The 24,340-nt window shown below is 69.7% G+C and carries 19 protein-coding genes; 10 read left to right on the forward strand and 9 right to left on the reverse strand.

Annotated features, from left to right (window positions below; translation table 11 throughout):
* Positions 1–8 precede the first annotated feature (8 nt).
* The 5 genes from dnaK to ABIN76_RS09175 all read left to right on the forward strand — a co-directional run bounded on the left by dnaK (position 9) and on the right by ABIN76_RS09175 (position 4,705).
* A complete protein-coding gene (dnaK, locus tag ABIN76_RS09155) occupies positions 9–1,868 on the forward strand; it encodes a molecular chaperone DnaK (RefSeq protein ID WP_346959397.1) in 1,860 nt (619 codons plus the stop codon).
* Between the two features lie 2 nt (positions 1,869–1,870).
* Positions 1,871–2,539 (forward strand): nucleotide exchange factor GrpE, encoded by a 669-nt coding sequence (locus ABIN76_RS09160; protein ID WP_346959398.1) that lies wholly within the window; start codon positions 1,871–1,873, stop codon positions 2,537–2,539.
* 94 nt (positions 2,540–2,633) lie between these two features.
* Positions 2,634–3,614, forward strand: coding sequence for a DnaJ C-terminal domain-containing protein (locus ABIN76_RS09165; protein WP_346959399.1), 981 nt, complete (start codon positions 2,634–2,636; stop codon positions 3,612–3,614).
* 15 nt (positions 3,615–3,629) lie between these two features.
* Positions 3,630–4,052, forward strand: coding sequence for a heat shock protein transcriptional repressor HspR (locus tag ABIN76_RS09170; protein ID WP_346959400.1), 423 nt, complete (start codon positions 3,630–3,632; stop codon positions 4,050–4,052).
* Positions 4,053–4,327: 275 nt separating this feature from the next.
* Positions 4,328–4,705 carry a hypothetical protein gene (locus ABIN76_RS09175; protein WP_346959401.1) on the forward strand — a complete coding sequence of 126 codons (378 nt, stop codon included), beginning with the start codon at positions 4,328–4,330 and terminating at the stop codon, positions 4,703–4,705.
* 44 nt (positions 4,706–4,749) lie between these two features.
* Here the strand turns inward: ABIN76_RS09175 and ABIN76_RS09180 are convergent, their stop codons facing one another.
* Together ABIN76_RS09180 and ABIN76_RS09185 are read right to left on the reverse strand one after the other, a co-directional pair.
* A complete protein-coding gene (locus tag ABIN76_RS09180; protein ID WP_346959402.1) occupies positions 4,750–6,366 on the reverse strand; it encodes an FG-GAP-like repeat-containing protein in 1,617 nt (538 codons plus the stop codon).
* Positions 6,367–6,478: 112 nt separating this feature from the next.
* Positions 6,479–9,934, reverse strand: coding sequence for a DEAD/DEAH box helicase (locus tag ABIN76_RS09185; protein ID WP_346959403.1), 3,456 nt, complete (start codon positions 9,932–9,934; stop codon positions 6,479–6,481).
* Positions 9,935–10,216: 282 nt separating this feature from the next.
* On the opposite strand from ABIN76_RS09185, the gene ABIN76_RS09190 reads away from it, so the two are divergent.
* Positions 10,217–11,143, forward strand: a complete 927-nt coding sequence (locus ABIN76_RS09190) for a hypothetical protein (protein WP_346959433.1) — start codon at positions 10,217–10,219, stop codon at positions 11,141–11,143.
* Between the two features lie 9 nt (positions 11,144–11,152).
* On the opposite strand, the gene ABIN76_RS09195 is transcribed toward ABIN76_RS09190, so the two are convergent.
* Both ABIN76_RS09195 and trmB read right to left on the reverse strand, forming a co-directional pair.
* On the reverse strand, positions 11,153–12,031 hold the full coding sequence (locus ABIN76_RS09195) for a DUF1206 domain-containing protein (RefSeq protein WP_346959434.1): 879 nt from the start codon (positions 12,029–12,031) through the stop codon (positions 11,153–11,155).
* A gap of 68 nt (positions 12,032–12,099) precedes the next feature.
* Positions 12,100–13,023 carry a tRNA (guanosine(46)-N7)-methyltransferase TrmB gene (gene trmB / locus ABIN76_RS09200; RefSeq protein ID WP_346959404.1) on the reverse strand — a complete coding sequence of 308 codons (924 nt, stop codon included), beginning with the start codon at positions 13,021–13,023 and terminating at the stop codon, positions 12,100–12,102.
* A 218-nt stretch (positions 13,024–13,241) separates the two neighbouring features.
* Between trmB and ABIN76_RS09205 the strand changes: the two genes are divergently transcribed.
* Positions 13,242–14,480, forward strand: coding sequence for an MFS transporter (locus tag ABIN76_RS09205; RefSeq protein WP_346959435.1), 1,239 nt, complete (start codon positions 13,242–13,244; stop codon positions 14,478–14,480).
* Positions 14,481–14,489: 9 nt separating this feature from the next.
* Here ABIN76_RS09205 and ABIN76_RS09210 read toward each other — a convergent pair whose 3' ends face one another.
* Entirely contained in the window at positions 14,490–15,779 is a 1,290-nt protein-coding gene (locus tag ABIN76_RS09210) for an MFS transporter (protein WP_346959405.1), read from the reverse strand.
* A gap of 24 nt (positions 15,780–15,803) precedes the next feature.
* Positions 15,804–17,069 carry a M20 family metallopeptidase gene (locus ABIN76_RS09215; RefSeq protein WP_346959406.1) on the reverse strand — a complete coding sequence of 422 codons (1,266 nt, stop codon included), beginning with the start codon at positions 17,067–17,069 and terminating at the stop codon, positions 15,804–15,806.
* A gap of 130 nt (positions 17,070–17,199) precedes the next feature.
* Here ABIN76_RS09215 and ABIN76_RS09220 point away from each other — a divergent pair, with 130 nt between their 5' ends.
* The 3 genes from ABIN76_RS09220 (at position 17,200) to ABIN76_RS09230 (ending at position 21,993) form a co-directional block, all read left to right on the forward strand.
* Entirely contained in the window at positions 17,200–18,234 is a 1,035-nt protein-coding gene (locus tag ABIN76_RS09220) for an Lrp/AsnC family transcriptional regulator (RefSeq protein ID WP_346959407.1), read from the forward strand.
* A gap of 135 nt (positions 18,235–18,369) precedes the next feature.
* A complete protein-coding gene (locus ABIN76_RS09225) occupies positions 18,370–19,776 on the forward strand; it encodes an MFS transporter (protein WP_346959436.1) in 1,407 nt (468 codons plus the stop codon).
* 327 nt (positions 19,777–20,103) lie between these two features.
* Complete coding sequence (locus tag ABIN76_RS09230; RefSeq protein WP_346959408.1) at positions 20,104–21,993, forward strand: DEAD/DEAH box helicase; 1,890 nt, start codon at positions 20,104–20,106, stop codon at positions 21,991–21,993.
* A gap of 124 nt (positions 21,994–22,117) precedes the next feature.
* On the opposite strand, the gene ABIN76_RS09235 is transcribed toward ABIN76_RS09230, so the two are convergent.
* The 3 genes from ABIN76_RS09235 to ABIN76_RS09245 all read right to left on the reverse strand — a co-directional run bounded on the left by ABIN76_RS09235 (position 22,118) and on the right by ABIN76_RS09245 (position 24,339).
* Positions 22,118–22,768 (reverse strand): MBL fold metallo-hydrolase, encoded by a 651-nt coding sequence (locus tag ABIN76_RS09235; RefSeq protein ID WP_346959409.1) that lies wholly within the window; start codon positions 22,766–22,768, stop codon positions 22,118–22,120.
* Positions 22,769–22,788: 20 nt separating this feature from the next.
* A complete protein-coding gene (locus ABIN76_RS09240; RefSeq protein ID WP_346959410.1) occupies positions 22,789–23,799 on the reverse strand; it encodes an aldo/keto reductase in 1,011 nt (336 codons plus the stop codon).
* Between the two features lie 135 nt (positions 23,800–23,934).
* Complete coding sequence (locus tag ABIN76_RS09245) at positions 23,935–24,339, reverse strand: multidrug efflux SMR transporter (RefSeq protein WP_346959437.1); 405 nt, start codon at positions 24,337–24,339, stop codon at positions 23,935–23,937.
* Between the last annotated feature and the right edge of the window lies 1 nt (position 24,340).

Below are 24,340 nucleotides of genomic sequence, written 5' to 3' on the forward strand. Positions count from 1 at the left end.
AGCAACACATGTCACGTGCAGTAGGTATTGACCTCGGAACCACTAACTCCGTCGTCTCCGTTCTCGAAGGTGGCGAGCCCACCGTTATTGCCAACGCCGAGGGTGGCCGCACCACGCCGTCGGTCGTTGCATTCTCCAAGTCCGGCGAAGTCCTGGTCGGCGAAATCGCCAAGCGCCAGGCCGTCAACAACATCGACCGCACCATCGCCTCGGTCAAGCGCCACATGGGCACCGACTGGAGCGTCGCGATCGATGACAAGAAGTACACCGCGCAGGAAATCTCCGCGCGTATCCTCATGAAGCTCAAGAACGACGCCGAGTCCTACCTCGGTGAAAAGGTCACGGACGCCGTGATCACCGTTCCCGCGTACTTCAACGACGCCGAGCGCCAGGCCACCAAGGAAGCCGGCGAAATCGCGGGCCTCAAGGTTCTGCGCATCGTCAACGAGCCCACCGCGGCCGCCCTGGCCTACGGCTTGGACAAGGGCAAGGAAGACGAACTCATCCTCGTCTTCGACCTCGGCGGCGGAACCTTCGACGTCTCCCTCCTCGAGGTCGGCAAGGACGAAGACGACTTCTCCACCATCCAGGTGCGCGCCACCGCCGGTGACAACCGCCTCGGCGGCGACGACTGGGACCAGCGCGTCGTGGACTACCTGCTGAACCAGCTCAAGGTCAAGGGCATCGACCTCTCCAAGGACAAGATCGCCCTGCAGCGCCTGCGTGAGGCCGCCGAGCAGGCCAAGAAGGAACTCTCCTCCTCCTCGAGCACCAACGTCTCCCTCCAGTACCTTTCCGTCACCCCCGACGGCCCGGTCCACCTGGACGAGCAGCTGACCCGCGCCAAGTTCCAGGACCTCACCAAGGACCTGCTGGAGCGCACCAAGAAGCCGTTCCACGATGTCATCAAGGAAGCTGGCATCAAGCTCTCCGACATCGACCACATCGTGCTGGTCGGCGGCTCCACCCGTATGCCTGCCGTCTCCGACCTGGTCAAGGAACTCGCCGGCGGCAAGGAGCCGAACAAGGGCGTCAACCCGGATGAGGTCGTCGCCGTCGGCGCCGCACTGCAGGCCGGTGTGCTGAAGGGCGAGCGCAAGGACGTGCTGCTGATCGACGTCACCCCGCTGTCTCTGGGCATCGAGACCAAGGGCGGTGTCATGACGCACCTGATCGAGCGCAACACGGCCATCCCCACCAAGCGCAGCGAGACCTTCACCACGGCTGACGACAACCAGCCCTCCGTGGCGATCCAGGTCTTCCAGGGCGAGCGCGAGTTCACCCGGGACAACAAGCCGCTGGGCACCTTCGAACTGACCGGCATCGCCCCGGCCCCCCGCGGCGTTCCGCAGGTCGAGGTCACCTTCGACATCGACGCGAACGGCATCGTGCACGTCTCCGCGAAGGACAAGGGCACCGGCAAGGAACAGTCGATGACCATCACCGGCGGCTCCAGCCTCTCCAAGGAAGACATCGACCGCATGGTCCGCGACGCCGAGGAGCACGCAGCAGAGGACAAGGCCCGCCGCGAGGCGACCGACACCCGCAACACTGCCGAGCAGCTCGCCTACTCCGTGGACAAGCTGATCGCCGACAACGCCGACAAGCTCCCCGAAGAGGTCAAGACCGAGGTCCAGGCCGACGTCGACGCCCTCAAGTCGGCGCTCGAAGGCACCGATGACGCCGCCGTCAAGACCGCGTTTGAGAAGCTTCAGGCTTCCCAGACCAAGCTCGGCGAGGCCATCTACGCCCAGCCCGGTTCCCCCGACGGCGATGCCGGCGCCCAGGGTGCCCCGGCCGGTGAGCAGGCAGCTTCCGACGAGGACATCGTTGACGCCGAGATCGTTGACGAAGACGAGAAGAAGTAATCATGCCGCACCACGGTAACGAAGAAGAGCACGGAGCCTCCGGGGACCGCCGCGACGAGAGCCGCGACGAGAACCAGAAGCCGGTGATCCACGACAACCGCAAGGTTGATCCGAAGACCGGCCAGGCACGTCATCCCGACCAGGAGCGCACCGCCGCCGGGGATTCGGATTCCGGGGACGCACTGTCCCAGGCCGAGGACATCCTCAACAGCGTGGACGTTCCGGCCGCGGAGTCCGTGGCGCAGGGCGCGGGTGCCGGGGAGGCGGAGGAACTGAAGAACGACCTCCGCCGCCTGCAGGCCGAGTACGTCAACTACCGCAAGCGCGTCGAACGTGACCGCGCCGTGGCAGGGGAGATGGCCGTCATCGGCGTCCTGAACGCCCTGCTCCCGGTGCTGGACGACGTCGACGCCGCCCGGCAGCACGGCGACCTCGCGGACGGACCGTTCGCCGCGATCGCCGCGAAGCTGGAGAACGCGCTGAAGACGTACGGCCTGGTGCGCATCGATGAGACCGGCGTGGAGTTCGATCCCACGATCCACGAGGCCCTCATCCAGCAGCCCGGCCCCGACGTCGAAACCGACACGGTCAGCCAGGTCCTGCGCTCGGGCTACAAGTCCGGCGAGCGGGTCCTGCGGGCGGCCCAGGTCATCGTCGCCGTCCCTGCGTAGCAGCACGCCATCGAGGTGACAGTTCGCGCCGGTGTTTCCAGCAAACATTGGCGTGAACTGTCACCTCGGCACACACTTTAGAGAGGAAACGCCATTGGCTAGCCAGGACTGGGTGGACAAGGACTTCTACAAGATCCTTGGTGTCGCCAAGGACGCTTCCGACGCCGACATCAAGAAGGCCTACCGGAAGCTCGCGCGGCAGCACCACCCGGACACCAACGCCGGGGACACGGCGTCGGAAAAGAAGTTCAAGGACATCTCCGAGGCCTACTCGGTGCTCTCCGATGCCGACGAGCGGCAGCAGTACGACGCCATCCGGGCGATGGGCGGCGGCGCCCGCTTCGCCCCGGGCGGGGCTGGCGGTGCCGCCGGCGGTGCCGGGTTCGAGGACCTGTTCGGCGGCCTGTTCACCGGCGGCGGCGGGCGCCACTCCGGCGGGTACAGCACGGCCGGCGGTATTCCGCCCGAGTTCGCCGACCTGTTCGGCGGCGGCGGTTTCGGCGGCGGCCAGTCCTTCCAGCGCGGCCCCCAGAAGGGCGCCGACCGCACCGCGTCGACCAGCATTTCCTTCGCCGGCTCCATCCGCGGCACCACCATCGGGCTGCGCGAACCGGACGGCGAGGTCATCGACGTTCGTATTCCGGCCGGCATCAAGGACGGCCAGAAAGTCCGCGTCCGCGGCAAGGGCCAGTACGGTCCGGCCGGCAACGGCGACCTCATGGTCACGGTCACGGTCAAGCCGCACGACTTCTACACCCGCGACGGCGACAACCTGCGCATCCACGTCCCGGTCACCTTCGCCGAGGCCGCCCTGGGCGCCGACATCGAGGTCCCGACCATCGACGGCGACAAGGTCAGGGTCCGGGTTCCGGCCGGCACGCCGTCCGGCCGGACGCTGCGGGTCAAGGGCCGCGGTGTCAAGCACACCAAGGCCACCGGAGACCTGCTGGTCACCATCGACGTCGCCGTGCCGAAGAAGCTGAACAAGGACGCCGAGGAAGCCGTCAAGGCTTTCGCCGCGGCCACCTCCGGCGAAGACGTCCGCGCCGGCCTGGCAGCCAAGGCCCGGCTCTAAGGACGGGGTCCGGGCATGGACATCGAGTTCGACCAGCCGATCTTCGTCATCTCCGTCGCCGCGGAGCTGGCGGACATGCACCCGCAGACGCTGCGCCAGTACGACCGGCTCGGCATCGTCTCGCCCAGCCGCGCCCCCGGGAAGTCCCGGCGGTACTCGCAGCGAGACGTGAACATGCTCCGTGAGGTGCAGCGCCTCTCGCAGGAGGGCGTCTCGCTGGAGGGGATCAAACGGATCCTGCAACTGGAGAACCAGGTTGCCGCGCTGCAACACCGGGTCGCCGAGCTGACCGACGAACTGGGACGGCGCCGGCAGCCATTGGACTCCCGCATCTTCGCCGCGGGGGCCGCTGGCGACGTCGTCACCCTCGCCCGCGGCCAGCGGCCCCGCGCCCGCTCGCAGGCCCTGGTGGTGTGGCGGCCGCGGGAGACCCCCTAACGCGTCCCCGCTGCCGGCTCCAAGTAGCGGGACGCCCCGACTGAGTACTCGCACGCAAAGTCACGTGGTCGACGGCGCATAGTCGGGTACCGGCGGGCCGTGACTTCCCGCCCGCGCAGCCGGTTGAATTGTCTTGGCGGCCAGGCGGCCGCCCGGTTCGTAAGTTCCGGTGCAATTGTCGGGGGGCAGCACATGTTCAGTTCACCACTTCCGGGCGCGGCAGCGCCGGCGTCCACAGCGTTCGCGGGCCGGCCATGAACACCGGGTTGCACGCAGTGGCCCTCTTTGGAAACTCCTTGCCGGGCCTGCTCCTGATGGCCCTCGGGCAGTCCATGGTGGTGGTCTGCGTCTGTTTCGACATGGTCCGGGCGGTCTCCGTGCCGCGCTCCAGGCGGCGTTACCTGGCCAACACCGTGTTCCGGACGCTGGCGCTCCCCTCGATCCTGAGCATGGCCCTCATCGTGCTGGTCCACGCCGCTTCCGGCGCCTGGGAACAGGTGGCTGCCGGTGTCTTTGTCCTCGTGGCGGTCATCTTCCGGTGGCACCACGACACAGACGAGGACAGTTGGTGGACCGGGAAGGGCAAGGCGCTGGGGCGCTGGCTGCGGGGGACCCTCGGCGCCGGCCCGGTCGTGGCCCCGGCCGCAGTGTAGGTCCGGCCCCCGGCCGCTAAACCCCACCGCCCGCCGGCCGCGGGTCAGAAGATCGCGTTCATGATGTTCCAGCCGATCCCGGCGCGGACCCGCGGCAGCCATTTGCCGGCGCCGCTGGTGGGGTAGAGCCAGAGTGCCCCGGTGCTGTCGCGGGCCAGGACGTCCGGCGTGCGGTCGCCGTTGAGGTCCCCGGGGCTCATCACGGCGGTCATGGCGTTCCAGCCGCTGCCGACCAGGACCCGGGGGAGCCAGCCGCCAGCGCCGGTGCCGCGGTACAGCCACAGCCGGCCGCTGGCGGCCTCCCTGGCCAGGACATCCGCCGCGCCGTCGCCGTCGAAATCCCCCGGGGCGACGAGCGCATTGAAGATGTTCCAGCCACTTCCGATCCGGACGCGGGGCAGCCAGCCGCCGTTGCCGTTGCCCGGGTAGAGCCAGAGATAACCGGTCGCGGATTCGCGGGCCAGCACGTCGACGCGTTGGTCGCCGTTGAAATCGCCCGGGCCGAGGATGGAGTTCATAGCCTGCCATCCCGTGCCGATCAGTACCCTGGGGAGCCAGCCGCCGGTGCCGGTCCCGCGGTACAGCCAGAGCCGGCCGGTGGTGCTCTCCCGGGCGAGCACGTCCAGCGGTCCGTCCCCGCTGAAGTCGCCCGGAGTTTCGAGGGCATTGAAGGCGGCCCAGCCGGTCCCGATCTTGATGCCCGGGGACAGGCCGCCGCGGCCCGTCCCGGGGTAGAGCCTCATCTCGCCGGTGGCCGCGACCCGGGCCAGGACATCGTTGTTCCAGTCACCGTTGAAGTCCGCCGTCGCGCCGGAAAGGGTGGAAGCCGGTACCGGGAGCGGCGTGAAGGCGTAGGGGTCGCAGGTCAGGTCGTAGTCGCGGACGTCGTCGTACCACTGGGACAGGTAGACCCGGCCGCCGGAGAAGCTGGCCTGCCGGCACCGGTCCAGGGCCTCCGCCGGGTAGTCCAAGCGTCCGGCCGTGGCCCAGACCGGAACGCCCGGCAGCCGCCACGAGCCGGTGATGGCCTGCCAGCCGGAGGCATAGGAGTAAAGCCCGTAGGAATATCCCGCGTCCCGGAGCCCGCGCATCAGTCCTTCGACCACGTACCGGTTTTCGCGCTGCTGGCCGGCGGTGGCGGTGGGCCACGGCTGGGCCGGGCGCGGCTCCACGTCGATCCAGACCATGGGCGGCCGGAAACCGGTCCGTTGCAGGCTGGCGACGGCGTAGCGGGCCTCGGCGTAACCGACGTTGGAGAGCTGCCCGGCCCGGGTACTGGCGGACCACGGGCCCTGCGCCCGGTACGCCGTCAGCTGCGCGGCCGTAGGAAACGCGGCCATGGTGTAGGCGTGGGCGCGTTTGTTGTTCGCCTTGACCCAGGCGACGTGGCTGGCCAGGCAGGGGTTTTCGGTGAAAGGGAGCCCCCGGGTCAGTCCAAGCACCACGAACGAAGTGGTGGCCGGCGGGAGCGGCAGGCCCAGGCCGCCGACCGCCGTCGGGCATTGGGGCCAGGAGAAGTCGTGCCCGTAGAGGGTGGTAGCCTCGGCCGGAGCAGCGGCGGCAGGCATCAGGCCCAGCACCAGCGCCAGGGATGCCAGCACCGATGCCAGCCGCCGCCGCGGGCGCGCCGCCGCGCCCCTGAACCGTGTCCGTGCGGCCATGGCTACCCGCTCCTTCGCCCGGCTTCTTCCCTGGGCCACCATTGGACACCCGGCCGGCGCCGGCCGGTAGGGCTGAAAGTCACCGGCCCAAGGTACCGGGGCGGCCGGGGAGTCAGTCGGTGAAGAGCCCTGCCAGGTCCTCGGCCGTCAGCGCGCCGCCGGAAAGCGCGTCGCCTTCCATCACGTCCGCGAACAGCTGGGACTTCCTGGCCTTGAGCGCCATGACCTTTTCCTCGATCGTGTCCTTGGCCACCAGCCGGTAGACCATTACGTTGCGCGCCTGGCCGATCCGGTGCGTGCGGTCCACGGCCTGCGCTTCGGAGGCGGGGTTCCACCACGGGTCCAGCAGGAACACATAGTCCGCCTCGGTGAGGTTCAGGCCGAAGCCGCCCGCCTTGAGGCTGATCAGGAACACCGGGGCGGCGCCGTTCTTGAACTCGTTGACGACGTCGGTGCGGTTGCGGGTGCTCCCGTCGAGGTAGCAGAACTCGATGTTCTCCTCGATGAGCCGTTCCCGGACCTTGCCGAGGAAACCGGTGAACTGGCTGAAGATCAGCGCCCGGTGGCCCTCCGCCACAAGGTCCTCCAACTGCTCGAACAGGACGTCGAGCTTGCTGGCGCGCACCCCCGAGAGCGAGGGGTCGATCAGCGAGGGGTCCAGGCTGAGCTGGCGCAGCAGGGTGAGGGACTGGAAGATCGTAAAGCGGTTCTTGTTCACGTCCTCGATCAGACCCAGGATCTTCTGCCGCTCGCGCTGCAGGTGCGTCTGGTAGACCTTCTGGTGCCGCGGGTTCAGCACAACTTCGAGGACCTGCTCCTGCTTGGGCGGCAGGTCGTGGATGACCTGTTCCTTGGTGCGGCGCATCATCAGCGGCCGGACCCGACGCCGGAGCTTGTCCAGCTGCGCCTTGTCGCCGTTTTTCTCCACCGGCTTCTGGTAGTACTCGGCGAAGCGCTTGGGGCTGGAGAAGAGCCCCGGGGCCACAATCGAGGTCAGTGCCCAGAACTCCATCAGGTTGTTTTCCAGCGGGGTGCCGGTGATCGCCAGCTTGAAGGAGGCGGGGAGCTTCCGGGCGCACTGGTAGGCCTTGGACTGGTGGTTCTTCACGAACTGCGCCTCGTCCAGCACCAGGCCGGCCCACTGCCGGGAGGCGTACGCCTCGTAGTCGATCCGGAACAGCGCGTAGGAGGTGATGACGACGTCGGCGCCCGCCATGGCCTCGGCCGGCACCGAGCCGCTCTTCGCGAACGTCTCGCTGATGGCCCGCACCGTCAGTCCGGGGGCGAAGCGCGCGGTTTCGGCCTGCCAGTTTCCGACCACGCTGGTGGGCGCGACCACCAGGAACGGCGCACCGCCGGGCGCGCTCCCGGGCGCGCTCCCGGGCGCACCGCCCGGGGCGCTGCCGCCGTCGGCCGCCGGGACAGTGTCCGCGCCGGACTCAGCGGCCGCCACCTTGGCGGCGCAGATCAGCGCCAGGGCCTGCACGGTCTTGCCCAGGCCCATGTCATCGGCCAGCACCCCGCCCAGGCCGTGGCGGTAGAGGAAGCTGAGCCAGTTGAAGCCCTCGAGCTGGTACGGGCGCAGCTCGGCGTTCAGCGTGTCCGGCAGCGGCAGCCCCTTGACGCCGCCCTCCAGCAGCCCGCCGACGGCCTCGCGCCACGCGGCGGCCTGCTCGTCGACGATGCCCAGCTGGGCCAGCTCGTCCCAGAGCCCGGCCTGGAAGCGGCTGATCTGCAACGGGGCATCCTTGTTGTCCTGCAGTTCCCGGGCCTCTTCGATCAGGGCGCGCAGCTGGTGCAGCTCGGGCAGGTCCAGGGAGAAGTAGGCGCCGCTGGGCAGCAGCATCTTGGTCTGGCCGGCCGCCAGGGCGGAGAACACGGCGGCGAAGGACACCGGCTGGCCCTCGAGGGAAATCTGGATGCCCAGGTCGAACCAGTCGCGCTGCTCGGTGGCCTTGGTGGAGATCGACACCACCGGCGCCTCCTCGGCCTCGCGGTAGTCGGCAATCTCACCGGCCGTGTCCACAGAGACGTCCGGAAGCTCGCGGAGCGCAGGCAGGATTTCCTCGGTGAAGGCCAGCGTGTCCAGGCCGCTGAGCTCCGCGGACGCCGCCAGCCGCGGGGTGCCCCAGCCGCCGGTGGCGGATTCGCCGAGCTTCGGCACCACGTCCCACGGCTGGCCCACGGTCTCCAGGATGCGGGCCTCGGCGGTGTCGTCACGGTAGCCGTGGTCGCCGGGGTGCCGCCACAGCGGCTGCGCCGTGACCAGGGTGCCGGACTTGTAGTGCCACTCCCAGTGCAGCCGGACCCGGTGGTCCGCGCCGTAGTTGGCCAGCAGGGACAGCGTGGGCACCGCCAGGGCGGGCAGCTCGACGGATTCATCGGAGGCGGTGACCCGCGCGGTCTGCTTGAGCTTGGGGTAGAACCCGGTCAGGAAGCGTCCCTCGTCCCGGGCCGGAATATGCAGGGTGGTGCCGCCGGTGACGAAGGTCAGCAGCTCCTCGCTGAGTCCGGCTTCCAGGGGTGCCAGGGTGATCGCGGAGTCGCCCGGGGCAACGCCGGGCAGCGCGTCCGCGCCGGAGGTCAGGAAGATCCCGTGCGCGGGCCGCCCGATGGTCCCTACCGACGCCGGATCGACCACCGAGCCCTCCACGGTGATGGTCGGAGCGAGCGCCAGCCCGCCGTCGGCCTCCCCGGCGCCGAGCCGGGTCAGGTTGAGCCCCACGGCGGCCGGCTCGTCGGCCAGCCGCACGGGTTCGTCGCCCCGGCCGTGGACCAGGGCGAGGCCGATCTTCCGGGCCTCGGCCAGCAGGCTCCAGAGGTTCTTGCCGGCGTAGGTGTTCAACCCCAGCCAGGGCGCGGTGCCGGCGTGCTGGCGGTTCGCCAGGGCCGTGTGCGAGGCGAGGAATTCCAGCATCCACTCCACGTGGGCTTCGTTGCATTCGCGCCGGTAGTTCAGGTAGCTCAGGGTGTTCCAGGAGACGTCTCCGCGGATCCACTTGCCCTTGGCGCCCATAATGACGGGCCGGGCCTTGAGCTGCCGGACGCTGCGGAGCGGATCGCGGCGGCCGGTGTAGGAGAAGTGCGGCGCCGGTTCCTCAATCTCGAACTGCAGCGCGAGCGGGACGCCGTTGGTGGACTGGGTGATTCCCGGCCGGGCGATCAGCGGGCTGAGGGCCTGCTCCCAGTCCGGCAGGTCCAGCGCCGGGGCCTGGCGGGACAGCCGGGAGGACTCCGCAGGTGCCAGCAGCTGGAGGCGGGTCGCCGGGTTGTCCTCGGCGGCGAACAGCAGGGCGGCCACGTGCTTGCAGTCCTTGCGGACCGGGCAGCTGCAGACACCGACGCTGCAGCTCCAGCCGCCGCCCTTGCGGACCAGCTTCGCCGTCGTCGAATAGGGAACATCCGCGCCGCCGCGGACCTTCCCCAGCATCAGCCCGGTGGCGGCGTCGAAGGAAATCCCGGAAACCCGGCTCCCCATGGCGTAGGCGAGCCCGGCCGCGAGGGAGCGGTCGTTGATTGCGGGGGTCTGTATTGCCAGTGCCGCACTCTCGTCCGGATGGGATGGCATGTGCGCACTACTTTCAGCAGTTGGTCATCTGATCCATCTTAGCCAGCCTGGCGTGGCCCGGAAACTTCGCCTGGCGTTCACTCCCGCTTGGGCTGTGCGGCACGGAGCGGGCCTACCGTGGAAGGGACCGGAGCAGCACCCGCCACCACCGTGAGGATCCCCATGAGCAGCAGCCTGACCCAGAGCCCCACCGCTACCGGCCACGCCCCGGTCCTGACCCGGGAGTGCCTGCACGGCGGCAACGTGGATGTTGTGGACGCGAATGTGGACGTCGTCAACGCCATGTACGCGGAACTGCTCGACGCGGAGGAAATCGCTCCCACTGCGCTGCGCAGCTACTACGTGGACTTTTACCTGACGCAGGCGCTGGGCGGCGGCTTCGCCCAGTACGTCTTCACCCTGCCGGAGCGCGCGGAGGTGGACGGCTACGTCCGCGAGGGGCTGGCCGCGATGGGCGCCACGGCCCACCTGGACCTGTTCAACCGCAGCGTGGCCGCCTTCGACGCACTCTCCGAGGAGGACGCGGACGCTTATCTGGACGGCGACGCCGAGCTCGACGCCGGACTCGACGCCGGGCTGGACGCCGGGCTGGACGCCGACGGCGGCGCCCGCGGCGTTGGGGCGGCGGTACCCGACGCGGTGCGGCAGTTGGAGCAGCTCGACGCCGGACTCGACGCCGGGCTGGACGCCGGGCTGGACGCCGACGGCGGCGCCCGCGGCGTTGGGGCGGCGGTACCCGACGCGGTGCGGCAGTTGGAGCAGCTCGACGACGAATTCGAGCCGCTGCTGGAAACCGAGGACATCGTCGCGCTCAACGCCGCGTGGCTGCGCAGCCAGCCGGACCTGCTGGTCCTGGACCCGGACGAACTCGACCGCCACATCCACGAACGGGTGTCCCGGATCCCCAACCTCGCGGAACGCCAGGCCGAGGCGGCCGAGGAGGAGCTCAGGAGCGCCCCGGAGTTTGAGCTGATTATCCGGGAGCTGTGTGAGGTGGCCGGGCACACCCTGCTGAAGATCACCATGGGCGACCCGAACTACGACCACCACGGCGACCGGGTCCTGGCCTGGCACTTCACCACGGACCAGGGCGAGTTCCTGATGCTGGAGGACGACGACGAGGCCTACATGATCCACCCGGAGACCCGCGAGATCATCGCCGCCGTCGAGTTCGAGGACGACGTCGACGACGAACCGTCAGACGGGTAGCGGCAAGACCTACATCCGGGCGAGCCGGGCCCGGACGGCCAGGAAGATGCCATAGCAGATCAAGCCGGCGCCCACGGCGGCGAGCATGTACATCCCGAGCGGCTGCTCCCGCAGGGCCTTCAGGCCGCCGTCGAGCCCGGTCGATTCCGCCGGGTTTGCTTTCACGGTGGCAATGACGATCAGCAACCCGGTCAGCAGCAGCGCCACACCCTTGGCGGCATAGCCGACGACGCCGGCGGCGGTCACCGCGGTGCGCGTGTGCTCGTTGGCGGGCAGGCGCAGGTACTTCAGGAACGATTTACGGAGACCCCTGATGGCATAGACGACGCCGGTAATGGCGATGGCGGCGCCGATGACGATCAGCAGCAGCATGCCGCCCGGCGCCTTCATGAGCTGCACGGTGAGGTCGCTGGTGGAGCGGCGGTGGTCCGCGTGGGCGCCGAGGGCCACGGACGCCAGCGTGAGCCCGAACCCGGCGTAGACCACAGCCTGCAGGGCGGCCTTGAGCTTCTTGCCGACCTTCTTTTTGGTGGGCAGGTGGTTGAAGTCGAACACCGCGTCACTGGTCTGCCAGATGGCCAGCGCGACACAGGCCGCGAAGGCGCTCCACAGCAGCGCCGGACCGGCCGGCTGCTTGGCGAGCTCCTCAACCGCGCCGCTGACATCGGCCTGGCCCTGCCCGCCCATCGCGAGCCGGATCGCGACGAGGCCGATCAGGAAGTGCAGGATGCCGGACACGGCGAACCCTGCCCGTGCCGCGTATTCGAGCGGCTTGGAGTTGGTGACGTCCTCGGCGACTTCCGCGGCGTCCTTGAGTTCTTTTTTGATGGTCGGTCCTTCGGGTCTTCTGGCTCTGCCGGCGCCGTCGTGCCGCCGCCAGCCCTGCATCTTCGGTAATCGTGCCACGGGAACCCGCTTCGCAACAGCATCTTGGCCGCGGGCGGGTGGGGGCGGGGTCAGCGGCGCCGGTAGCAGAGATCGAAGATCAGCCGGCCGGCCTCGTGGGCCTTGTTCTCGAAGCTCGTCAGGATCCGGCCCTCGAACCTCGGTGCCCAGCCGCCGGTCTCGTCGACGCCCTCGTTGGGGCCGGTGTGTTCGGTGCTGACCGGCGCCCGGCCCTCCTTGACCGGGGCCCCGCCCACGACGGACTCCACCCCGGACTCCCAGACCTGGGTGAGCGGGCTGTCGTCGCCGCTGCGCTCGCCCTCGTGCAGGTTTTCGAAGTCGGGGGAGCCGGCCAGGACCTCGCGCACGTGCACGGCGTAGTTGGACCAGTCGGTGGCGATCCGCCAGATGCCGCCGGGTTTAAGGGCCCGCGCTGCGAGGTCGGCGAAGGCCGGCTGGATGAGGCGCCGCTTGTGGTGCCGCGATTTGTGCCACGGGTCGGGAAAGAAGACCCAGAGTTCGGTGACCGAGCCTGCCGGGAGCATGCTGGCAAGCACCTCGGGGGCGTTGGCCTCCACCACCCGCACGTTGCTCAGCCGGCGGCTGTTGATCTTGATCAGGGTGTTGGCCAGGCCCGGGGTGTAGACCTCCACGGCAAGGAAGTCCTTGTCCGGATTCTGCTCGGCCGCGTGGCAGACGGCGTCGCCGAGCCCCGAGCCGATCTCGACGATCAGCGGAGCCGTCCGGCCAAACTCGGCCTCGGCGTCGAACACGTAATCGGGGTGCACGGAGGTGTTCGCGATGTGCCGCGGGACGTCGACCGCCCACCGGTCCGCGTGCTCCTCCCACGCCGCCTGGCGGCGACCCTGCAGGCGGGTGCCGCGGCGTACAAAGCTGACCGGCCGGCCGCCGTAGGTGCCGAACGATGCCTGGCTGCCGGGCGTGACCGGGCGGGCAGGCTGCGGCGTCTGGGGGGATTCTGGGGATTCGCTCATCACTTCCAGAATAGTGGAGTCTCGGCGGGCCGGCCGGACCGGGGAGCCCCCTCCCGGCTGCGCCCGGGAGGGTTCCCGCGTCGACGGCGGTGCGCCCGGTTCAGTTCGGAGCGGCGGGCACTGCCTGCCAGAATTGGTCCGTGAGCACAGCAAAGAACGCGCCCGGACCCGCCAGCAGGGCCGCCCGTCACGCCCCGGACCATGCGGCGGCCCACGGGGTGGATACCCTGGTGGACGCGGAGATCGACGACGTTCCCGCCGCGGAGCCCACCGCCCTCGGCAGCCGCCGTGCACTGGCCTATTTGGGCGTGTGCCTGGTGCTGATCGGGCTGAACCTGCGCACCGTGTTCTCCAGTTTCGCCGCGGTGCTCCCGGAGGTGACCGCCGACGCCGGCCTGCCGGGCTGGGCGGTCGTGGCGCTGACCACCGCGCCGGTGACCCTGCTGGGCGTGTTCGCCCCGCTCGCGCCGCCTCTAGCCCGCCGTTTCGGGGCCGAACGGGTGCTGCTGGGGGCCATGGCCGTGCTCACCGCCGGTCTGCTGCTGCGCCCCCTGGATGCGCCCGGAATCGGCCACCTGCCCTCGCTCCTGGCCGGCACCGCCGCGTGCGGCGCCGCCATCTCGCTCTGCAACGTCCTGCTTCCTGGCCTGGTCAAGCGCGACTTCCCGCACCGCCTGGGCCTGATGGGCGGGCTCTACACCACGGCGATCTGCGCGTCCGCGGCCCTTGGCGCCGGCTTCACCTACCCGTTGTTCAGCGCGACCGGGCAGTGGACGGCGGCGCTATGGTTCTGGGCGCTGCCCGCCGGCGTCGTGCTGGTATTGTTCCTGCCGCTCGCGGCGGCCCAGCACCACGGGCGGCACCAGGCGGCGGCCGGCGGCGTCAACGTCTGGCGCTCGGCGATCGCCTGGCAGGTGACCGGGTTCATGGCGCTGCAGGCGATGATGTCCTTCAGCGTGTTCGCCTGGCTGGCGCCGATCCTGCGGGAACGCGGGGTGGACGGCGGCACGGCCGGGCTGATTGTGTCCGCCTCGATCGTGCTGCAGATGCTCGGATCCCTCTTCGCGCCCGCCCTGGCCGCCCGGCTCCGGGACCAGCGCGCCGTCAACACGGTGGTGGCGCTGATGACCGGCGCCGGGTTCGCCCTGAGCATCTTCGGCCCGCTGGACCTGGTCTGGGTGTGGACCGGGCTGCTGGGCCTGGGACAAGGCAGCCTGACCGCGGTGGCCTTGACCATGATCATGCTGCGCACCCGCGACGGCCACACCGCCGCGCACCTCTCCGGCATGATGCAGGGGGTGGGTTACGGCGTCGGCTCGGCCGGGACCCTGCTGGTGGGGCAGCTACACCAGGGCACCGGATCCTTTGCCGCGGCGGGGGTGCTCTTCCTGGTGGTCGGCTCCCTGGCGGCCGTGTTCGGCTACCGCGCCGGGAAAGACCGTTTCGTCGGCGGCTGAGGGCAGGGCTCAGGCGGTGAGGTCCTTGCCCTTCGTTTCCGGGATGGTGAAGACGAACGCGGCGGAGATGGCCAGCAGCAGCACCGCGTAGACGTTGAACAGCTGCGGCAGCTGCAGGCTCGTCCCGAGCCACTGCTGGAGGTAAGGCGCGGTGCCGCCGAACAGCGCCACGCAGATCGAATACGGCACGCCGACGCCGACGGTGCGGATGCTGGTGGGGAACAGCTCGGCGTAGACGGCCGGGACGATCGCCGCGCTCGCGGCGATGAAGATCAGCATCACGGACATGCTGACCGCCAGCTGCCAGGCCGAATCCTTGAGCAGGGCCGTCATCGGGAAGTGCATGATGCCCGCGCCGATCGCCCCGGACCACAGCACCTTCTTGCGGCCGATCCGGTCCGACAGTTTGCCCCAGAACGGCAGCGCGGCGATGAACACAATGTTGCCGATCACGCCGGCCCAGAGGGCTTCGCCACGGTCGATCTTCAGCGCGGTGGTGGCGTAGCTGGGGGCAACAACGCCCCAGATGTAGTAGATCACCGTCAGGCCGACGGTCAGGCCGATCACCTGCAGCGCCTGCTTGCGGTGGCGGACGATCTGCGGCCAGATCGGAGCACGCTTCTCCGCCAAGGCTTCGCCGGCAAAGACGTCGGTTTCGTGCAGCCGGGACCGCATGATCAGCGCGTACAGCCCCATGGCCGCGCCGACGAGGAACGGGATGCGCCAGCCCCAGGCGTTCATCACTTCGGTGCTCAGGGCCATGTTGAGTACGGCGCCCAGCAGGGTGCCGAACAGGATCCCCACGGTGCCCGAGGTGTAAATCAGGGTCGCCCAGAAACCGCGGTGTTCCCGCGGCGCCATTTCGGACAGGTACGTCTGCGACGACGGCAGCTCGCCGCCGTGCGCCAGGCCCTGGACCAGACGGGCGACCAGGAGCATCAACGATGCCCACGCGCCGACTGCCGCGAAGGTCGGCGCGATCCCGATCATCAGGCTGCCCACCGAGGCGAGCCCGACGGCGAGTGTCATGGACGCCTTCCGGCCGATCCGGTCGCCGATCCAGCCGAACAGGAAGCCGCCGAACGGGCGGGCCACGAAGCCGACGGCGAAGATCGCAAGCGTGGACAGCACCGCGGAGGCGGGATCGGCCTTGCTGAAGAGCTGGCTGGCGATGAACGGCGTGAACGTGGCGTAGATGGCCCAGTCGTACCATTCGACGGCGTTGCCGATGCCGGTGCCGATGATTGTCTTGCGGGTGGAGGTCCGGGGTGCCTTCGGCAGGGACGCGGTTGCAGTCATGGTGTTCTCCCTCAAGGGATGGGGCTAGGAAAGGGTGGAGGCGGAGACTGTGTCGCCCGCGCCGGGGACGTCCGCTGCAGCGAGGGCGGCGAGCCGGGAAATGGCGAGTTCCGCGTAGAGCGCGGCGCCGTCGGCCAGCACGCCGTCGTCGAACGTGGCGTACGGGGAGTGGTTGAACGCCGAAGCGGCGTGGTCGGCGCCGCGGGGGACGGCGCTCAGCCCGATGAAGGTGCCGGGGACCTCGGCGAGGACCCGCGAGAAGTCCTCGGAACCGCTCAGCGGGGTGGCCCAGCGGGCGAGCCGGGAATCGCCGAACAGTTCCTCGATGACGTTCTCCGCGGTGTGCGTTTCATCCACGTCGGTGATGGTGAGGGGGTATTCCTGCTGGTAGTCGACGTCGACGTCGAGGCCGTGCGCCGCCGCGATGCCCTTCAGCAGGCGCGGTACGGCGTCCATCATCTTTAGCCGGGATTGCTCGGAGAAGGTCCGGATGGTGGCCTCGATGCGTGCGGTTTCCGGGATGATGTTGCGCTTAGTGCCGGCCTGGAGCACCCCCACGGACAGGACTACGGGGTCGAACATGTTGAACTGGCGGGTCACCATGACCTGGAGGGCGGTGACCATCTCTGCCGCGGCCGTGACGGGGTCCTTGGCCGAATGCGGGGCCGAGCCGTGGCCGCCGGCGCCCAGCACGGTGACCGTCAGGCCGTCGGAGGAGCTGAGCATGACGCCGGGTTTGGTGCAGAAGGTGCCGTGCGGTTCCAGGGCGGAGAACACGTGCATACCGTACGCAGCGTCCACGCGCCGGCCGGCGGCGTCCAGGACGCCTTCGCGGATCATGTGGCTGGCGCCATCGAAGCCTTCCTCGCCGGGCTGGAACATCAGCACGACGTCACCGGCCAGTCGGTGCCGCCGCTCGGCCAGCAGCGTTGCGGCGCCGGTCAGCATGGCGGTGTGCAGGTCGTGGCCGCAGGCATGCATGGCGCCGTCGATCCGGGACGTGTAGTCCACGCCGGTTTTCTCCTGCACCGGCAGGCCGTCCATGTCCGCGCGCAGGAGGACCGCGGGGCGGGTGTCCGTGCCGGTTCCGGAGGCCTGCCCGCGCAGCACCGCGGTGACCGACGTCGTGTCCTGGCCCAGGGTGATCTCATAGCCGAGCCCGTCGAGCGCCTTGAGCACCTTCTCCTGGGTGCGCGGCAGCGTCAGGCCGATCTCGGGCTCCCGGTGCAGCTCGTGGCGGAGCCGGGTAAGGTCCGGCTGGATGTCCCGGGCGTCGGCGGTGATCGGCACGTGTTCTCCTCAGTGGTTGGTTCGGCTTTCCCGTCTATTCTGAAGTGACGTGGTTCACAAGCCGCCAAAGGGCTGGAAAAATGCATCAACTGATCTGAAACGCAGTTTGTATGCATGCGGAACGGAGGAAATGGTGGAACTCAGTGAAGAGGACCTTGCGCTGATCAACGTCCTGCAGATCGCCCCGCGCCTGAGCTGGGCCGATGCCGCGGAGGTGCTGGGCGTTCACGCCACCACCCTGGCGGCCCGCTGGGAGCGGCTGCGGGCCTCCGGCGTTTCCTGGATTACGGCCCACCTGATCGGCGACCCCCACCAGATGTGCCTGGCGTTTGTCGCCGTGGACTGCGAGATGCACCGGCGTGAAGAGGTCACCGCGCAGCTTGCCGGGATGGCGGAAATCATCACGGTGGAGGAGGCGGCCAGCAACAGGGACCTCATGCTGACCGTCATCACGTCCTCCCTGGACGACTTCAGCACGAAAGTGATCCAGCGGCTGAAGGAGATCGACGGCCTGGTCAAATACCAGACCGCGCTGTGCACCAGGCTGCATGCAAGCGGCGGATCCTGGCGGCTCAACGTGCTCAGCCGGGCCCAGCAGGCCGCCGTGAAGGCCAAGGCCGGCCCCGAGGCCACCGGCGTTGCCCCGCCCATCGCCAGGGAGGACCTGCCCGCCAGCCACCTGGCGCTGCTGCCGTTCCTGGCCAAGGACGGGCGGGCGACGGCGGCGGAGATTGCCCGCGGGCTGGGCAGGCATCCGGCAACGGTCCAGCGGCAGCTCAACCGGGTGCTCGCAAGTGGAATCCTGTCCTTCCGCTGCGAGGTCGCCCAGCGGTTTTCGGCTTTCCCGGTGACCTGCCAGTGGTTCGTCAACGTCCCGGCCGGCCGGCATGAGGAAGCTGCAGCCGAACTGAAGACAATGCGCAACGTGCGGCTCAGCGCCTCCACCACCGGGCCCACCAACTTTGTCATCGTCATGTGGCTGCAGTCCCTGGCGGACGTCATGAACATCGAACTGGTACTGCAGCAAAAGGTGCCGGGGATCGTGCTCGTGGAAAGCGTCGTCATGCTCAGCACCGTGAAACGGGTGGGCTGGATGCTGAACGCAGACTCCAGGGCGAGCGGCGCCGTGGTGGTTCCGGCCGAAGGCATTGGCCCGGCCGAGTGAGCCTTCCGGTGAGGGAAGGCGACGGTCCGGTCCGGGCCGCCATCGCCCGTCGGGTGCCCGTCTTATAGGCTGTGGCACGTGCCACGAAACGACCCGTCCGAACCGGGTGCTGACCCCGCCGCGGATACTGGCGGCATCTTCCACCGCCACTACCTGCTGGTGACCCTGGGCGCCCTGGCCCTCGTCTTCCTGGCCGCCTTCGAGTCGCTGGCCGTCACGACCATCATGCCGCTGGTCAGCCGCGAACTGGACGGCGCCAGCCTCTATGCCCTGGCGTTCGCCGGTCCGCTAGCCACCGGCGTGATCGGGATGGTGGCAGCCGGGAACTGGTCGGACCGGCGCGGTCCGGTGGGTCCGCTCTATGCATCCGTGGCCCTGTTCGTGCTGGGCCTGCTGATCGCCGGGTCGGCCGGGACCATGGCCGTGCTCCTCGCCGGCAGGCTGGTCCAAGGGCTTGGCGGCGGCGCGGTGACGGTGGCCCTCTACGTGGTGGTGGCCCGCGTTTATCCGCCCGTGCTGCATCCCAAAATCTTCGCGGCCTTCGCGGCGGCCTGGGTGGTTCCGTCGCTGGTGGGCCCCTTCGCCGCCGGGCTGGTAGCCCAACTGGCCAGCTGGCACTGGGTTTTCCTCGGCGTGGTCGGCCTGGTGGTGCCGGCGCTGCTGATGATCGTGCCGGCCCTGCGCGGACTCTCCGGTGCCGAGGCCGGCGAAACCGGCGCCGACAGCGGCGGTGCCCGCCCCGCCGTCGACCGGTCCGCGGAAGAGAACGCCGTGGCCGGCAAACCGTGGGACTACGGGCGACTGGCCTGGGCCGCGCTCGCGGCGCTCGCTGTCCTCGGACTGAACCTGTCCGTGGAGCTGCCTGCGGCCGGCTGGCTACTGGCGGCGGCCGCCGTCGTCGTGGCGCTGGTCGCGGTGCGGCCCCTGGTGCCCCGCGGGACCCTGACGGCCCGCCGGGGCCTGCCCGCCGTCATCCTCTCCCGGGGACTGGCGTCGGCGGCGTTTTTTGGCGCCGAGGTGTACCTGCCCTACCTGCTGGTGGAACGCTACGTCTTTTCGCCCACCTTCGCCGGCCTGACCCTCACCGGCGGGGCTCTGGCCTGGGCCGCGGCCTCCGCGATCCAGGGCCGGCTCGGGGCCAGGCTGGACCACCGCCGCGCGATCCGGATCGGCTCGGCACTGGTCCTGGGCGCCGTGCTGCTGGCGCTCGCGACCACGCTCCTGGCCTGGCCGGCCGCCGTCGCGATCACCGGCTGGATCTTCGCCGGCGGCGGGATGGGGCTGATGTACCCGCGGCTGAGCGTGATGACCCTGGCGCTGTCCACCAAGGACACCGAGGGCTTCAACAGCTCCGCCATGTCCATCTCCGACTCGCTCGGCGGTGCCCTGGCGCTCGCCTGCACTGGGATCGTCTTCGCGGCGTTCACGACGGCGGCGGGCGCCGGCGCCGCCCCGTTTGCCGGGGTCTTCGCGCTCACCGCCGCGATCGGCGTCGCAGGCGTGGCGGTTGCTCCCCGGGTGTCCGGATCCGGGCGGGCCTAGGAGCCGCCCGGGCGGCGCCGGAAACGGGAGGGCACGCGCAGATGCTAGACTGGAGGAACTTGATGTGCAGTGATGCCCACTTTGGGTCCGGCTGATCAGCCGGATCCCCTGCAGGATTCCTTCCGGATTCCGGACGCAGGCGGTGGGCTTTATTCATGTGAGAGGCACATCCTGCGTCGATGAACGCGTTCTATTTGGTCCCGACGGCCTGCGAAAGCTCGCAAGCAGCCCGGTTGACCACCTGACTTTTCTTCGGCGAACCCCTGGTCCAACCGGCGCCGGGGGCCGATATCCGCACGGATACCGCCTGAAAGACCTTTGAAACACATGACTACTTTTGCTGCCCTCGGCACGCCCAAGGCCCTCGCCGACACCCTCACCGCCCAGGGAATCGTTGAACCGTTCCCCATCCAGGTCAAGACCCTCCCGGACACCCTGGCCGGACGCGACGTCCTGGGCCGCGGCCGTACCGGCTCCGGCAAGACCATCGCCTTCGCCATCCCGCTGGTGGCACGGCTCGCTGAGCGGGAAGCCGCGCACTTCCGCAAGCCCGGCCGCCCCATGGGCCTGGTCCTGGCGCCCACCCGCGAGCTGGCCACCCAGATCAACGCGACCATTGAGCCGATGGCCAAGGCCATGGGCCTGACCACCACCGTTATTTTCGGCGGCATCTCCCAGGCCCGCCAGGAAAAGGCGCTGCGCTCCGGCGTCGACATCGTCATCGCCTGCCCGGGCCGCCTGGAGGACCTGATCCGCCAGCGCATCGTGACCCTCGAAGCCGTCGAGATCACCGTCCTGGACGAGGCAGACCACATGGCCGACCTCGGCTTCCTCCCGGTGGTCAAGAAGCTTATGGACATGACCCCCAGCCAGGGCCAGCGCCTGCTCTTCTCCGCCACCCTGGACAACGGTGTGGACAAGATCGTGCAGCGCTACCTGTCCAACCCGCTGACCCACGCCGTGGACGAGTCACAGGCCGCGGTGACCACCATGGAGCACCACGTCCTCGTCGTCAACGACCAGACGGTCAAGAAGCAGCTGATTGTCGAGCTCGCATCGGGCGCCGGCCGCCGGGTGCTCTTTATGCGCACCAAGCACCATGCCCGCAAGCTCGCCAAGACCCTGACCGACGCCGGCATCCCCGCCGTCGACCTGCACGGCAACCTCTCGCAGAACGCCCGTGACCGCAACCTCGCCGAGTTCTCCTCCGGCGACGTGCGCGTCCTGGTGGCCACCGACGTCGCCGCCCGCGGCGTCCACGTCGACGACGTCGAGCTGGTCATCCACGTGGATCCGCCCACCGAGCACAAGGCGTACCTGCACCGCTCGGGCCGTACCGCCCGCGCCGGTTCCGACGGCACCGTGGTCACGCTGACCCTGCCGGAGCAGCAGTCCGACGTCAAGAAGCTGATGAAGGCTGCCGGCGTCGAGGTCAACTTCGAGCGCGTCACCGCCAACTCCCCGCTGGTTGCCGAGCTGGTTGGCGAGATGGCTGAGAAGATCGATCCGCGCACCCGCGCCGCACTGCTGGCCACCAAGGCCAAGCAGCAGGGTGGCGGCACCTCCACGGGTGCCAACGCCGAGCGCAAGCGCGCCCGCCGCACCACCCAGGCTGCACCCACCGCGGGTGGCCGGGGCGGCCGTGGCGGACGCGGACGCGTTTCCGCAGAGGCACCCCGCACAGATCTGCCGCGCGCCGAGCGCCGCGCCGTGGCTTATGAAGGCCAGGCCGCTGCCCGCAACGCCGCCGAGCGCGTCGCCGAAAAGAACCAGGACCGGGCCGACGCCGAGCGCGCCGAGCGCCGCAACGCCCGGGGCCGTGGCCGCACCACCGCCTACGCGCACCACAACGATGTCCCCGCCGCCGGCGGCCGCGCCTCGGCCGGCCGTGGCTCCGACGGCCGCGCAGCGGATGGCCGCGGCGACTCCCGCGGCGGTTCCGCACCCCGCACCGGCGCACCCCGCACCGGTAGCGCACCCCGGACCGGCGCCTCTGCCGGCGGCCAGCGCGCCGGACGCCCGGCCACCGGCCAGCGCGCAGCGGCAGGCGCCAAGTCAGGCGGTTCCGCGGCGGTCTGGTCCTCCAACACCGGCGGCACTTCCGGCGGATCCTACGCAGGCGGCGGCAACGGCCGCTCCGGCGAAGGCCGTCCGGCCCGCAGCGGAGGCCCGCGCCGCGCGTCGGCCCCGGCGTCGAACGAACGCCGCAGCCGCTAGGTTTCCGGATTTCCGCCGGCCAAAGTAGCCGGCGCTACGCAAACGGACGGCCGCTAGGGGGATACCCGAAGCGGCTGTCCGAAAGCGAAGCAGCCGCCCGAAAGCGTAGCGAAAAGCCCTGGCCCTACCAGCCGCGGGCGCGCCACTCTTCCAGGTGCGGGCGTTCCGCGCCCAGGGTGGTCGGCTTCCCGTGGCCCGGGTGCACCACGGTGTCATCCGGATAAACGTCGAACAGCCGCTCGGTCACGTCGCTGAGCAGCTGCGCAAACCGCGCCGGATCCTGCTGCGTGTTGCCCACACCTCCCGGGAACAACGAGTCGCCGGAGAAAATGTGCGCCGGGCCCTCCGGGTCCTGGTACACCAAGGCCACGGACCCCGGGGTATGCCCGCGCAGGTGCACCGCCGTCACGTCGAACCCGTCGAAGTTGCCGACGTCGCCGTGATCGAGCAGTACATCCACCTTCACCGGGAGTTCCGGGGCGTCATCCGTCCCGGCCGCCGTCTTCACGCCGGTGGCTTCCACCAGGCCCGGCAGCGCCCGGACGTGGTCCCAGTGCTGGTGGGTGGTGGCAATCAGCGCCAGCTTCGGCGTCGCGGCCGTATCCGCGGCGGCGTCGGCCAGCAGCCCCTGGATGGCGGCCAGATCATCGGCCGCATCGATCAGGAGCTGCGCGCCGGACACCTTGGCGGTGAGCAGATACACGTTGTTGTCCATCTCGCTGACCGAAATCCGGCGGATGGTGATGTCACGAAGTGAATGAATGAGCGAGTCCATGGGCTTCAGTCTAGGACGCGCTATTCGCGGCCCTGCGAGACCCAGTTGGGGTCCGCCGAGCGGGAGCCGACGACGGCGTCCGCGGCGGCGTCGAGCCTCTCCAGTTGCGCCGGGGTCAGGTCGAGCGAGAGGGCGCCGAGGTTTTCATCAATCCGGGCCGCCTTGCGCGTGCCGGGGATGGGGACCACCGGCAGGCCCAGCTTGCCGCCCTGGGCGAGCAGCCACGCCAGCGCCACCTGGGCCGGCGTCACGGCGTGGCCGGGGCTGCTGAGCTCCGCGGCGACCGCCTGGACCGCGGCGACGACGGCCTGGTTGGCGTCCAGCGCGGTCCCGGCGAAGCGCGGGATGTTGCGGCGGAAGTCGTTGCTGCCCAGCTTCGAGGCGTCGACTGTGCCGGTGAGGAATCCCCGGCCCAGCGGCGAGTAGGGCACAAAACCCACGCCGAGTTCGGCGGCGGCAGGAACCACGTTGCGTTCCACGTCGCGGCTCCAGATGGACCATTCGCTCTGGACCGCGGCGATCGGGTGGACGCTGCTGGCCTCCCGCAGTTCCTCGGCCGTCACTTCGGACAGGCCAAGGTGCCGCACCTTCCCGGCCTGCACCAGCTCCGCCATGGCCTCCACGGTTTCCACAATCGGAACGCGGAGGTCGCGGCGGTGCATGTAGTACAGGTCGATGGTGTCGGTGCCCAGGCGCTGCAGGCTGCGGTCGACCGCCTGCTTCACGTAGGCGGCGTCGCCGCGGATATCCGAGTAGCCGGTCGACGGGGTGCCCACCAGGCCAAACTTGGTGGCCAGCTGCACCTCGCCGCGACGGTCCTTGAGTAGCTGGGCGATCAGCTCTTCGTTGCTGCCGTCGCCATAGATGTCCGCCGTGTCGATGAAGCTCACGCCCGCGTCCACGGCATGGTGCAGGGTGGCCAGGGCCTCGGCCGGATCCACGTCGCCGTAGACCGGGGTCAGGGCCATGCCGCCGAACCCCAGCGGGCTGACGCTGAGGCCGTCGCCGAGCTGGACTGGTGCTGAAGTCATCTTTGATCTCCTATCGCTGTTTTCTAGCCGCAACCCGTGTCCGCTCCGGTGTATTCCAACGCTCCCGCCCAGTTGTTCCCGGCGGACAGGCCTGAGCCACGGCGTGTCCCCCCGGATTACCCCTCGGGGCACGCATTAACTGGGCGGGAGCGTCCGGGATGCCCCGGGTGACCCGGCAGGCAGCAGCTTCAGTCCGGCAGCGCAGGCCACGATCCCGGCAATAAACAGCAGTTTCAGCGGACTCGCGGGCTCGACGCCGGTCGCCATCGCCCAGCCGACCGTCAGCGCCGCGCCGATTCCCACCCAGACGGCGTAGGCGGTGCCCAGCGGGATACGCTTCACGGCCGCCCCCAGTCCTGCCAGGCTCAGGGCCGCGGCCACGGCAAACACGGCGGTGGGTCCAGGGCGGGTGAAGCCGTCGGACAGCCCCAGGGCCGTAGCCCAGACCGCCTCCAGGACCGCCGAGGCCAGCAGGATGAGCCAGGCAAGCGTCGTTCGGGGCGTCCTGGCCGTTGCTCCCTGCCCGCGGTTCGCAGCCATG

The organism is uncultured Arthrobacter sp. (assembly GCF_964021775.1).
Classification (GTDB): Bacteria; Actinomycetota; Actinomycetes; order Actinomycetales; family Micrococcaceae; genus Arthrobacter.